The sequence below is a fragment of the Neisseria sp. HMSC078C12 genome (assembly GCF_001838065.1).
GTDB lineage: Bacteria > Pseudomonadota > Gammaproteobacteria > Burkholderiales > Neisseriaceae > Neisseria.
Window position 1 is genome coordinate 236,037 of record NZ_KV835608.1, and the last position, 12,896, is coordinate 248,932.

A 12,896-nucleotide genomic window follows, 5' to 3' on the forward strand; every position below is an offset into this window, starting at 1 on the left:
GGACATTTCTCCATGAAAATCTTATTTATGGGTCGTAAACAGGTTTCCGCCAACCTGCTTCGTTTTTTGACCAAACAAGACCATATCGAAATCGTCGGCGTCTTGACCGACAGCCATCTGCAAGGCTCGCCGACCACGGCTGCCGCGCAGGAATTGGGCCTGCCCCTGTACACCTTCGATACGGCTTTGGAAGCAATGCGTGAAGGCCGTCTGAAATACGATTTGGGCTTGTCCGTCCTTTACTGGCGCAAGCTGCGTGATGAATTCCTGAGCATTCCGACTTTGGGCACAATAAACTTCCACCCTGCGCTGTTGCCCGAATACAAAGGCACAGGCGGCTACAACCTGGCCATCATGGACGAACTGGACCAATGGGGCAACACCGCCCACTACGTCGATGCCTCCATCGACACCGGCGAAATCATCGAAGTGGACCGCTTCCCCATCGACGCCGAAACAGAAACCGCCCAATCGCTCGAACGCAAAACCATGCAGGCGCTGGAGCCGTTCGCACAACGCATCATCGCCCGCGCCATCGAGTCGAAAACCAAATTGCCGACCACGCCCAACATCGGCGGCCGCTACGTCAGCCGCGACGAAATGGAAGCCATGAAGCAAATCCTCGACGGCGACAATATCGAGAAGAAAATCCGCGCCTTCTGGTTCCCCCCTTACGACGGCGCATACGTCGAAATCAACGGTCAGAAATACACCCTGATCAACCGCCAACTGCTGGAAGAAATCGCCCCCAAAGGCTCAACCAGTCTTTTCGCAGGAAAAACAAATGCTTAATACATCACTCTCCCCATGGCCAAGCTTTACTCAAGAAGAAGCCGATGCCGTTTCCAAAGTCCTGCTGTCCAATAAAGTCAACTACTGGACAGGTACGGAATGTCGCGAATTTGAAAAAGAATTTGCTGCCTTTGTCGGCACACAATATGCCGTCGCCCTTTCCAACGGTACGTTGGCTTTGGACGTAGCCCTCAAAGCAATGGGCATCGGCCAAGGCGATGATGTGATTGTCACTTCGCGCACCTTCTTGGCTTCAGCGTCCTGTATCGTAACCGCCGGCGCCAATCCGGTTTTCGCCGATGTCGATTTAAACAGCCAAAACATCAGCGCCGAAACCATCAAAGCCGCTTTGACGCCAAACACTAAAGCCATCATCGTGGTTCACCTTGCCGGTATGCCTGCCGAAATGGACGACATCATGGCTTTGGCCAAAGAACATAACTTGTGGGTTATCGAAGACTGCGCCCAAGCGCACGGCGCGAAATACAAAGGCAAATCCGTCGGCTCTATCGGCCATGTCGGCGCATGGTCGTTCTGCCAAGACAAAATTATGACCACCGGCGGCGAAGGCGGCATGGTCACCACCAACGACAAAGAGCTGTGGAGCAAAATGTGGTCGTACAAAGACCACGGCAAAAGCTACGATGCCGTGTACCACCGCGAACACGCCCCCGGCTTCCGCTGGCTGCACGAAAGCTTCGGCACCAACTGGCGCATGTTGGAAATGCAGGCGGTCATCGGCCGCATCCAGCTCAAACGCATGCCCGAATGGACGGCGCGCCGCCAAGAAAACGCCGCCAAACTGGCTGAAAGCTTGGGCAAATTCGCCAGCATCCGTTTGGTTGAAGTAGCCGACTACATCGAACACGCGCAATACAAGTTCTACGTTTTCGTCAAACCCGAACACCTGAAAGACGGCTGGACGCGCGACCGCATCGTCAGCGAACTGAACGCGCGCAAAGTCCCCTGCTATCAAGGCAGCTGCTCCGAAGTGTATTTGGAAAAAGCCTTCGACAACACGCCTTGGCGTCCGAAAGAGCGGCTGAAAAACGCTGTCCAACTGGGCGACACCAGCCTGATGTTCTTGGTGCATCCGACCCTGACCGATGAAGAAATTGCGTTCTGCAAAGAAAACATAGAAGCCGTATTGACTGAAGCCACGGCATAATCATTTTCAGACGGCCTGCAACCTCAGGCCGTCTGAAAAAAGCAAAACAGCCTGCTTCAAACAATCCGTACCAAGCCACATTACAACACTCAGACACACGTAAAAAATAAAATGAACTTGGAAACCCTGCTGGCTCTGCCGCGCAATCTAAAAAAAACCTTCTTCGTCATTCACGATATCTTGATGATCTTCGTGGCGTTTTGGTTTGCCCAAAGCCTTAAAGTGCAATACTCCGACGAATGGTTGAGTATCGCCAACTGGCTGGCTTTCGGCAGCACCGCGTTGCTGACCATCATCCTTTTTATCCGTATCGGCCTCTACCGCGCCGTTACGCGCTTCGTCAGCGTCCGCGTCCTGACCGCCGCCGCATTCGGCAGCATTATTTCAGCGGTCTTGTTCTGCCTGACCACCCTGGTTTTTGAGCAAAAACTGCACCTTGCCCTGCCCATCGTCTATTTCTTGGTCTTGGTGGTCGGCGTAACCAGCTCGCGCATGATCCTGCGCGCGATTCTGACCGACCACCACCGCAAACAGATGACACCCGTCATCATCTACGGCGCAGGCCAATCCGGCCGCCAATTGCTGGAAGCCATCAAACAGGTTAACGAATATTCGGCCATCGCCTTTGTCGATGACAACCCGAAAATCCAACGCACCGTCATCTATGACCTTGCCGTTTACAACCCCAACGAAATCCCGATGCTGATCAGCCGCTACGGCGTACGCAAAATTCTGCTGGCGATTCCAAGTTCTACGCCTGAAGAACGCAAAGACATCATCCGCCGCCTCGAAGCCTACAAATGCGAAGTCCTGACTATTCCGGGCATGAAAGATTTGGTGGACGGCAAAATCAGCGTCAGCTCATTGAAAAAAATCTCCGTGGTCGATTTGCTCGGCCGTGCCCCTGTGGCACCGCGCCCTGAATTGATGAGTGCCGACATCAGCGACAAAGTCGTGATGGTGACCGGCGCAGGCGGCTCTATCGGCTCCGAGCTTTGCCGTCAAATTCTCAACTGCCGTCCGACCAAACTGTTGTTGTTTGAATTGTCCGAATTCGCCCTGTACAGCATAGACAAAGAATTGCGCGAAACCCAAGCCTCGCAAGGCAGCCAAGTCGAAGTCGTACCGCTTTTGGGTTCGGTTCAAAACAAAGAACGCCTCAGCAGCGTCATGAAGGCCTATCACGTCGATACCGTCTATCATGCCGCGGCCTACAAACATGTCCCTATGGTCGAGTTCAACACCATCGAAGGCATTCAAAACAACGTGTTCGGCACACTCTGCTGCGCGCAGGCTGCCGTAGATGCAGGCGTTTCCACCTTTGTTTTGATTTCCACCGACAAAGCCGTCCGCCCGACCAATACCATGGGCGCCAGCAAACGCATGGCCGAACTCTGCCTACAAGCCCTTGCCGCCGAGCCGGAACAAAAAACACGCTTCTGCATGGTGCGTTTCGGCAATGTATTGGGTTCGTCCGGCTCCGTTGTCCCGGTATTTGAAAAACAAATTGCCGAAGGCGGTCCGATTACCCTGACCCACCAAGACATTACCCGCTACTTCATGACCATTCCCGAAGCGGCGCAACTGGTTATCCAAGCCGGCGCAATGGGTAAAGGCGGCGATGTCTTCGTCCTCGACATGGGCGAATCCGTCAAAATCATCGACCTTGCCCGTCAAATGATTGTCCTCAGCGGCCTCAAAGTCAAAGACGAGCAACACCCGCACGGCGACATCGAAATCAAGATTACCGGCCTGCGCCCGGGCGAGAAACTTTATGAAGAACTGCTCATCGGCGACGAGGTGCAAAAAACCACTCATCCCCGGATTATGACCGCCAGTGAAGTAATGCTTCCATGGACGCAATTATCTGACATACTGTCGGAACTCCAAACCGCTTGTCTCCAAAGCGACCAAAACAGCCTGCGCCAGCTTCTGCTGCGCGCACCGACAGGCTTCGTACCCAAAGACGGCATCTGCGACTTGGTTTGGCAACAAAACAACAAGGCCGTCTGAACATTTTCAGACGGCCCGGACACCATACTGCAAGGACTACTACATGAAAAAAACGCTCTCCCTGCTTACTCTATTTGCACTGGCTGCCTGTAACAGCACGACAGTCATTCCCGGTTCGACCATCAAAACCCGAACCAAAACCATTGTTTACACCGACAACGACACCGCCGCCGATACCAACCTTGACAGCCGCGTTGCCGTTTACCCCATCACGCCCAACCTGATTGAAAAAATGCGTACGCCGCCCGTACTTTCCCAAGCCAACCAAGGCTTGGAGCAAAGCAAAAGCGCTTACCGCTACCGCATCGGCAGCGGCGACGTCCTCAATATCATGGTTTGGGCGCACTCCGACCTCAACTCCCCTATCCAGCAAAGCAACCCGCAAACCAACCAAGTCAGCCGCGGCGCCTGGGTGGATGAGGGCGGTTACATCACCTACCCATTGGCAGGCAAAATCCAAGCCAAAGGCAAAACTTTGGACGAATTGCAAAACATCTTGACCAACCTTTTAAGACGCTACATCAAAAACCCTCAAGTCGCCATCAACGTTACCGAGTTCCGCTCGCAACGCGTTTCCGTTTCCGGCGCCATCAACCAAGCCGGCCAATTGCCGATTACCAATATCCCGATGACCATTTTGGATGCCATCAACCAAGCCGGCGGTGTTACCCAAAGCGCCGACACCCAGCACATCAAATGGACGCACAACGGCGTCGACCGCACCATCTCCCTGCAAAACATGCTGCAATACGGCGATATGTCGCAAAATCACCTCCTCAGCCATGGCGACATCGTTTACGTTCCTAACAGCAGCAACAACAAAATCTACATCATGGGCGAAGTCGGCAAACAAGCGACCCTGCCGATCGGCAACCACGGCCTCAACCTGACCCAAGCGCTCGGCGAAGTGGGCGGCATGAACCAAGCCTATGCGGATGCAACCGGCGTATTCGTGATCCGCCGCGTACCTGAAGATGCGGCCAAACCTATCCACATCTACCAGCTCAACCTGAAAGATGCAACCTCTTACGCAATGGGCAGCGAATTCAAACTGCGTTCCGAAGACACCGTTTACGTTACCTCCGCCCCGGTTACCCGTTGGAACCGCGTAATGTCACAAATTACCAACTCCATCAGCAACGTCAACACCCTCGACAATACGTTTAAATAAGCAGTGGTTCCTGCTGTCAGACCCCGTTTGACAGCAGGATACAAAATCACGCACAATCCGATCAAATTACATAAACGGCATATAAAAGCCGTACACACCGCACAAACGGAAAAGCAGTACCTTATAGTCTGACTCACGCTTTTTTCAGACCATAAACCGAAACAATATCATGTACCACAACATACTCATCGTCTGCCTAGGCAACATCTGCCGCTCCCCCACCGCAGAGCGGATTATGCAGAAAAAACTACCCGGCCACCGCATCAGCAGCGCCGGCATAAAAGCACTGGCAGGTAAGGATGCCGATTTCCAAGCCATCAAAACCGCACTCAAACACGGCGTTATCGTTGCAGGCCATACGGCACGCCAACTAACTGCCCAAATGTGCGAACAGGCCGATTTGATTCTCGTCATGGAACCCTGTCAAATCGACATGGTGGCCGACATCCATCCGCCGGCACGCAGCAAAACCATGCTGTTTGCCCAATGGTTGCCGAAGAAAACCGTACCTGACCCATACAAACAAAGCAGCGAAATGTTTGAAGCCGTTTTCGAACAGCTCAATGCTGCCGCAGACACTTGGAAAACCAAACTAAACGGAAAAACTCAACCGGTATAAAACCGGCATGAACAAGAAAGCAAGCAATGAAAAAAACGACCTACACACCTTATAGCGCAGACAACGACGAAATCGACTTCGGCCAACAGCTCCGCGTCATTTGGATGCACAAATACAAAATCCTCGCCGCCCTGCTTGCAGGCGGCATACTCGGCGCGGCCTTCAGCCTGGCATCCACCCCGCAATACCGTGCCGACGCCATGCTGGAAATCGAAACGCGGCAAAACCAAATCCTGACCGAAATCAACAGCATCTTCAACAACCAAACCACGCCGTCTGAAGCAGAAGTCGAGCTGGTTCAATCACGCCTGGTGCTGGGTAAAACCGTTGACGACCTCCAACTCGACCAAGAAGTCAAAGCCAAATACACGCCTGTTATCGGCAGCCTGATGCACAACATCAGCGGCGACCCCGATCCCAAACTGACCGTCGGCAACTTTACCGTACAAGAAGAATGGTTCAACAAAACCTTCACGCTGACCGCCAAGAGCAACAAAGCCTATACTCTTACCCTGCCTGACAAACGCGTCGTCGAAGGCAAGGTCGGCGTGCCTCTGAAAATCAACAACCAAACCATCCTCAAAATCGATCAAATCCTGGCCGATCCGGGCCAAGAGTTTGCGTTGACCAAATTCTCACGTATCAGCGCCATTGAAAACATTCAAAGCAAACTGGCGGTCATCAGCAAAGGTAAAACCAGCCCCATCATCAACCTTACCTTTACCGGCACCGACCCTAAACGCACCAGCGTCATCCTCAACAGCATTGCCGACAACTACGTTGCGCAAAACCGCGAACGCGACGTCCAAGTCGCATCCAGCGGCTTGGCTTTCATCAGCGAAGAATTGCCGCGCCTGAAAGAAACCTTGCAGGACGCTGAAAACAAACTCAATGCCTACCGCCAACAATCAGGCTCCCTCGACATTCCGCTCGAGTCCAAAGGCGCATTGGAAAGCCTGACCGGCATCGAAACCCAAATTACCCTGCTTAAAACCGAAGAAGCAGGTTTGGCCGAGCTGTACACACCGGAACACCCTTCCTATAAAGCCGTATTGGACAAACTCTCCGTCCTCGAGCGCGCTAAAAACAAAATCAACCAACAAATCGCCGAATTGCCCAATACCCAACAAGAAGTCATCCGCCTGACCCGCGACGTAGAAACCAACCAAGCAACCTACGTCCAACTGTTGAGCAAACAACAAGAGCTCAACATCATGAAAGCCAGTGCGCAAGGCAATGTCCGCATCGTCGATTATGCTTACGTCCCTGAAAACCCGGTTGCACCGCGCAAAGCCGTCATCACGCTCCTGAGCGCACTTGCCGCAGGCTCGTTGACCGCTTTGTGGCTGATGATCCGCAACCGCATGAAAAACGGCATTACTTCTTCCGAAGAAATCGAAAACCTCAATTTGGAAGTCGTCGCTCTTGTTCCACATTCCAAAACCCAGCAAAAACGTGACTTCTTCAAAAACAAATTCAAGAAGACCGGCGGCCGTTCCAACTATCTGCTGGCCAGCGAAGACCGTACCGACACGGCCGTCGAAGCCATCCGCGCCCTGCGCACCAATATCTACTTCTCCATGCTGGACGCGCCCAACAACGTCCTCATGATTACTGGTGCCGCGCCTGAAGCAGGTAAATCCTTTATCTCCGCCAACCTCGCCGCCGTAATGGCGCAGTCGGGCAAACGCGTCCTGCTTATCGATACCGATATGCGCAAAGGCTATCTTGACCGACTCTTCGGCCTTACCCCCGAGTTCGGCTTGTCCGACATCCTAAGCGGCAAAGCGGCTCCGGCCAAAGCCGTACAAGAGACCGGCATTGAAAACCTCCACCTCATCAGCAGCGGCAGCTATCCCAGCAATCCGTCCGAACTTTTGATGGACAACCGCTTCAACGAGTTGCTCGCCCACGCGCGCCAACGCTACGATTACGTCATCTTGGACACGCCGCCCGTATTGGCCGTGACCGACGCCGTCATCATCGGCCAACATGCCGGCACCGTCCTGATGATCAGCCGTTATGCGCACACCCGTGCACGAGAGCTTGAAGCCAGCGTCGAACGCCTCAAACAAAACCACATCAATATCAAAGGTGTCGTCCTCAATGGCATGAAGCGCGAAGCCAACAACAGCTACGACTACTACGCCTACGATGCCTACCATTCCAGCAACAATAAATCATAAACCGAAACAGGCCGTCTGAACTTTCAGACGGCCTGAGGCTTTTTAAACAGCACAAAATGTTTTTCACAAACGCCGCCCTTGCACCCCAAAGCCGTTTGTTTTAAAGTAAGCCCCGTTCCCATATGGAAGAGAAACATGAAAATTACCGTCATCGGCGCAGGTTCGTGGGGTACAGCTCTCGCGTTGCACTTTGCGCACCACAACAATGAAGTCGCCCTTTGGACACGCAATCCCGACCAAATCCGCACCCTGCAAGCAGACCGCGAAAACAAACGCGGCCTGCCCGGCTTCCCTTTCCCCGAGTCCCTGACCGTTTATGCCGATTTGGGCGAAGCGCTGAAAGACAGCCAACTTGCCCTGATCGTTACCTCCGTAGCCGGCCTCAGAAGCAGCGCCGAGCTGCTCAAACAACATAACGCCGCCGACATTCCCGTTCTCGCCGCCTGCAAAGGTTTTGAACAAGATACCGGCCTTTTGACTTTCCAAGTACTGAAAGAAGTCCTGCCAAACAATAAAAAAATCGGCGTTCTCTCAGGCCCGAGCTTTGCCCAAGAACTGGCTGCCCAACTGCCTTGCGCCGTCGTACTTGCCTCCGAAAACAAAGAATGGGTGGAAGAAACCACTGCCCAACTGAACACCAACGTAATGCGCCTGTACGGCAGCACCGACGTCATCGGCGTTGCCGTGGGCGGTGCCGTTAAAAACGTCATGGCAATTGCCACCGGCCTTTCAGACGGCCTCGAATACGGCCTCAACGCACGCGCAGCCTTAGTAACACGCGGCCTCGCCGAAATTACCCGCCTTGCCATCGCCATGGGCGCGCAACCCAAAACCATGATGGGTTTGGCCGGCATCGGCGACCTTATCCTGACCTGTACCGGCGCACTCTCGCGCAACCGCCGCGTCGGCCTCGGCCTTGCAGAAGGCAAAGAATTGCATCAAGTACTTGTCGAAATCGGCCGCGTTTCCGAAGGCGTCAGCACCATCGAAGAAGTCTTCAATACCGCCGCCAAATACCAAATCGATATGCCCATCACCCAAACCCTGCTGCAACTCATCCGCAAAGAAATGACCCCGCAGCAAGTCGTTGAACGACTGATGGAACGAAGCGCGCGCTTCGAATAAACGGTCGCGCCGTCTGCCATTCAGACGGCCTGACGCACAATATGACGGCCATCAGGCCGTCTGAAGGGAAACACATGAACCAATCACTGAACAATCTGGAAATCAACGTTTACCAACTTGTCCAAAAATTTGAAACGCTGGTTTCAGAAAACCGCCGTCTTAACGAAGAAATCGACAGACTCAAACTCGAGCAAGAGCAACAAAAACGCCAACACGACGCGGCCATTGACGAACTCAGCGAAGCCTTGCTGGTTCAAGTCGGCAAACTCAAAGAAGACCTGCAAAGCAAAATTGACAGCCTGACCGTCGAAAAAGAAAACTACCGCAACGCACTGGCCCAAAGCGCAGACCAAATCCGCAGCCTCATTGCCCGACTGCCCCAAGAAACACAACAATAAAAGGACGCCCCGTGAGTATCGAACAAGTCAATCTCGACATCATGAATGTCAACTTCACCATCAACACGCCGAGTGAAGAAAAAGCCACCCTCCTGCAAGCCGTTGAAATGCTCAACAAAAAAAGCGACGCGATTAAAGAAAGCGGCCGCATCGTCGGCACGGACAAAATCGTCGTTATGGCAGCCCTCAACGTCGTACACGACCTCTTAAAAACCACCCTCAACGACGATTTGGCAATCGGTGAATTTGAGCGTAAAATAACCGACATGAACAACGCGTGCCAAAAAGCACTGGCGCGCTTGGAGCAAAACTAATTTCCCCTTTTCCCTGCGGTGTTCGCGAAGGCATATATTCCTTTGAACCAATACGTTCGCTTTAGGTTACCGGGAGCTGTAGTGGGCGCGAGCGTCCGTTTGCCGGACGCACCCGAAACTACCCGAGGTGACCGCCTTGTCAGCAAGGTTCAAGCGGATTCAGCCTAAACGGCACTCGTGGGGATTCCCTAAAAAAGCCATACCGAAAGGTGTGGCTTTCTCCTTTCCAAGTAAAGACTTTCGTAAAGATTTTCGGCCGTCTGAAAAAACCGCATATTCATGCATCAAACACGCTCAATTAAGATTGACAAAAACCAATCTCCTCTTTAAAATCCATAACTTTCTATATATATCTGGATTCCAACCATGAAAACCTTCTCTGCAAAACCCCATGAGGTGAAGCGCGAATGGTTCGTCATTGACGCAGAAGACAAAGTTCTGGGTCGTGTCGCAGCCGAAGTCGCACACCGTCTGCGCGGCAAACACAAACCCGAATACACCCCTCACGTTGATACCGGCGACTACATCATCGTCATCAATGCAGACAAACTGCGCGTGACCGGTGCTAAATTCGAAGACAAAAAATACTTCCGTCACTCTGGTTTCCCAGGCGGCATCTACGAGCGCACTTTCCGCGAAATGCAAGAGCAATTCCCGGGCCGCGCTTTGGAACAAGCCGTAAAAGGCATGTTGCCTAAAGGTCCTCTGGGCTACGCCATGATCAAAAAACTGAAAGTGTACGCCGGTGCCGAACACGGCCACGCTGCACAACAACCTAAAGTTTTGGAACTGAAATAATAAGGACACGACATGAACGGTAAATACTACTACGGCACAGGCCGCCGCAAAAGTTCAGTGGCTCGTGTATTCTTGACTAAAGGTACCGGCCAAATCATCGTAAACGGCCGTCCCGTTGACGAATTCTTCGCACGTGAAACCAGCCGCATGGTTGTACGTCAACCCCTGGTTCTGACTGAAAATGCCGAATCTTTCGACATCAAAGTTAACGTAACCGGCGGCGGCGAAACCGGTCAATCCGGCGCTATCCGTCACGGCATTACCCGCGCCCTGATCGACTTCGACGCAGCCCTGAAACCAGCTCTGTCTCAAGCAGGCTTCGTTACTCGCGATGCTCGTGAAGTTGAACGTAAAAAACCAGGTTTGCGCAAAGCACGTCGTGCAAAACAATTCTCCAAACGTTAATACGTTTTCAGAATCGAATCAAAAGCCTTGCTCTGCAAGGCTTTTTTCATTTATCAAACAAACAATCATTCAATCTTTTTCACGGCAAATACATGACGAAAACCCTGCTCCACTACGCCAAATCATTGCTTCAGGCCGTGATTATTTTCATTTTTCTCTCCTTGATTGTCGACTGGGTACGCAAACCCGACCAACCCTTGCAATCAGCAGCGCAAACCCTCACTTTAACCGATGGGCAAACTACTTCCCTTCAATCCTTCAGCCAAAATCGGGTTGCCGTCGTTTATTTTTGGGGCAGCTGGTGTCGTATTTGTTCATACACATCATCAACCATAGAAAAGCTGCACCAAGACAATATCCCAACACTGGGCGTAGCCTTGCGCTCCGGAAGCAACGCAGACATTGCCCACCATATGCAACAAAACAATCTATCCTTTCCAAACTTCAATGATTCAGACGGCCTGATGGCTCAAAAATGGAACATAGCCGTCACACCAACCATTATCATATTAAAAGATGGAAAAATGATTCATCACACATCCGGACTTTCCAGCTACATCGGCTTAAAAATCAGAATTTACTTAGCAGACATCTTCGGCTAAATTCATTGAAAATCCACCAAAAATAGAAAATCCAAAGAATCATCTCCGCCGAATATATTTACCCTATTCCACTTCATAAATAAATAAACTATCTCTTTCCCAATAACATATGATTTTGTTGAGATTATAAAGAAAATAGACTAAGATATAACCATAAGAACAATTGGAAACATTATTATCAAAACAAACTGTTAGAGACCTTCATCTAATATTGTGGCCGTGATGCTTTTGTTCCCATAGACCCGGTTGCCGACGGCAGCCTTAAAACAGCAATATTCGCCTTTATTAATTTACCTCACGCTTCAACGGTTTGATTTTTGATAACCCCGGAGACTTAGTAATGCCCAACCAATCTAAACATGCATCTATCAATATCGGTCTGATTCAGGCAAGGGAAGCATTGATGACCCAATTCCGCCCTATTCTGAACCAAGCCAATATTACTGACCAGCAATGGCGTATCATCCGGCTCTTAGCGGAAAACGGCACACTCGACTTTCAAGATTTGGCCAATCAGGCCTGCATCCTCCGTCCCAGCCTGACCGGCATTCTGACCCGCTTGGAAAAAGCAGGTTTGGCCGTGCGCCTAAAACCTTCCAACGACCAACGCCGCGTTTATCTGAAACTGACGCCCGAAGGCGAGAAACTCTATGAGTCCACCGGCGCATTGGTTGACGAGCGCTATGACGCAATTGAAAAAGTCCTTTCCAAAGAAAAAATGGCACAACTCAAAGAACTCTTGGCAGAGCTGGCAAAAATCGAACAGGCATTAAAATAAAGCGAGCCGGATGACAGATTCAACACACACACTCAAGAGATCCTTCCGAGATGCCATGGCCTCCTGTGCCGCCGGTGTACACGTTATCACGACAGACGGTGAAGCAGGGCGCTATGGCATTACCATGACTGCCGTCACTGCCGTTACCGACGAGCCGCCGACGGTCATGCTGTGCATCAACCGCCAATCCGCCATCATCCCCATCCTGCAGGGCAACCGCGATTTGTGTATCAACACGCTCAACGACAGCCAGCAGGATGTCGCCGAACACTTTGCCGGACTGACCGACCTCTCGCCCGAAGAACGCTTCGAATACCATATTTGGCATAGAGGGCAAACCGGACAGCTCGAAGTCGAAGGCGCGCTGGCGCACCTGCACGGCAGTATTGTCGATCAACGCGAAATCGGCACGCATTACGTCTTTTTCGTTCAGATCAACGAAATCCGCAATACCGACGTGCAAGCGCCGGCATTGCTGTATTTCCGCAGGCAATTCAAATCTTTGGCATAAAAAGGAATTAATTTTT

Annotated in this window: 14 protein-coding genes and 1 other RNA gene; all 15 read left to right on the top strand. The window is 51.9% G+C overall.

Features of this window, described 5'->3' with window-relative positions:
* Positions 1 to 12 precede the first annotated feature (12 nt).
* The 15 genes from HMPREF2596_RS06175 (at position 13) to hpaC (ending at position 12,880) form a co-directional block, all read left to right on the top strand.
* Positions 13 to 792 (top strand): methionyl-tRNA formyltransferase, encoded by a 780-nt coding sequence (locus HMPREF2596_RS06175; RefSeq protein ID WP_049333556.1) that lies wholly within the window; start codon positions 13 to 15, stop codon positions 790 to 792.
* Positions 785 to 1,960, top strand: a complete 1,176-nt coding sequence (locus tag HMPREF2596_RS06180) for a DegT/DnrJ/EryC1/StrS family aminotransferase (RefSeq protein ID WP_003748998.1) — start codon at positions 785 to 787, stop codon at positions 1,958 to 1,960. The genes HMPREF2596_RS06175 and HMPREF2596_RS06180 overlap by 8 nt, the downstream gene beginning before the upstream one ends.
* Before the next feature lie 111 nt (positions 1,961 to 2,071).
* Complete coding sequence (locus tag HMPREF2596_RS06185; RefSeq protein ID WP_070850280.1) at positions 2,072 to 3,973, top strand: polysaccharide biosynthesis protein; 1,902 nt, start codon at positions 2,072 to 2,074, stop codon at positions 3,971 to 3,973.
* Positions 3,974 to 4,016: 43 nt separating this feature from the next.
* Positions 4,017 to 5,144: a polysaccharide export protein gene (locus tag HMPREF2596_RS06190; protein ID WP_049322616.1), complete on the top strand. Its 1,128-nt coding sequence runs from the start codon at positions 4,017 to 4,019 to the stop codon at positions 5,142 to 5,144.
* Between the two features lie 169 nt (positions 5,145 to 5,313).
* Positions 5,314 to 5,763 (top strand): low molecular weight protein-tyrosine-phosphatase, encoded by a 450-nt coding sequence (locus HMPREF2596_RS06195; protein WP_004520878.1) that lies wholly within the window; start codon positions 5,314 to 5,316, stop codon positions 5,761 to 5,763.
* Between the two features lie 26 nt (positions 5,764 to 5,789).
* Positions 5,790 to 7,949 (top strand): polysaccharide biosynthesis tyrosine autokinase, encoded by a 2,160-nt coding sequence (locus HMPREF2596_RS06200; RefSeq protein WP_070850282.1) that lies wholly within the window; start codon positions 5,790 to 5,792, stop codon positions 7,947 to 7,949.
* Between the two features lie 135 nt (positions 7,950 to 8,084).
* Positions 8,085 to 9,074 (top strand): NAD(P)H-dependent glycerol-3-phosphate dehydrogenase, encoded by a 990-nt coding sequence (locus tag HMPREF2596_RS06205; RefSeq protein ID WP_070850283.1) that lies wholly within the window; start codon positions 8,085 to 8,087, stop codon positions 9,072 to 9,074.
* A gap of 74 nt (positions 9,075 to 9,148) precedes the next feature.
* Positions 9,149 to 9,472: a hypothetical protein gene (locus HMPREF2596_RS06210; protein ID WP_036492772.1), complete on the top strand. Its 324-nt coding sequence runs from the start codon at positions 9,149 to 9,151 to the stop codon at positions 9,470 to 9,472.
* 11 nt (positions 9,473 to 9,483) lie between these two features.
* A complete protein-coding gene (zapA, locus tag HMPREF2596_RS06215; RefSeq protein WP_003681511.1) occupies positions 9,484 to 9,786 on the top strand; it encodes a cell division protein ZapA in 303 nt (100 codons plus the stop codon).
* A 7-nt stretch (positions 9,787 to 9,793) separates the two neighbouring features.
* Positions 9,794 to 9,974, top strand: a non-coding RNA gene (gene ssrS / locus HMPREF2596_RS06220) — 6S RNA.
* Between the two features lie 178 nt (positions 9,975 to 10,152).
* Complete coding sequence (gene rplM, locus HMPREF2596_RS06225) at positions 10,153 to 10,584, top strand: 50S ribosomal protein L13 (RefSeq protein ID WP_003684605.1); 432 nt, start codon at positions 10,153 to 10,155, stop codon at positions 10,582 to 10,584.
* 12 nt (positions 10,585 to 10,596) lie between these two features.
* Entirely contained in the window at positions 10,597 to 10,989 is a 393-nt protein-coding gene (gene rpsI / locus HMPREF2596_RS06230) for a 30S ribosomal protein S9 (RefSeq protein WP_003681515.1), read from the top strand.
* 92 nt (positions 10,990 to 11,081) lie between these two features.
* Positions 11,082 to 11,591, top strand: a complete 510-nt coding sequence (locus HMPREF2596_RS06235) for a protein disulfide oxidoreductase (protein ID WP_070850285.1) — start codon at positions 11,082 to 11,084, stop codon at positions 11,589 to 11,591.
* Positions 11,592 to 11,931: 340 nt separating this feature from the next.
* On the top strand, positions 11,932 to 12,369 hold the full coding sequence (hpaR, locus tag HMPREF2596_RS06240; RefSeq protein WP_003681518.1) for a homoprotocatechuate degradation operon regulator HpaR: 438 nt from the start codon (positions 11,932 to 11,934) through the stop codon (positions 12,367 to 12,369).
* A gap of 10 nt (positions 12,370 to 12,379) precedes the next feature.
* Entirely contained in the window at positions 12,380 to 12,880 is a 501-nt protein-coding gene (hpaC, locus tag HMPREF2596_RS06245) for a 4-hydroxyphenylacetate 3-monooxygenase, reductase component (RefSeq protein ID WP_070850286.1), read from the top strand.
* Positions 12,881 to 12,896 lie beyond the last annotated feature (16 nt).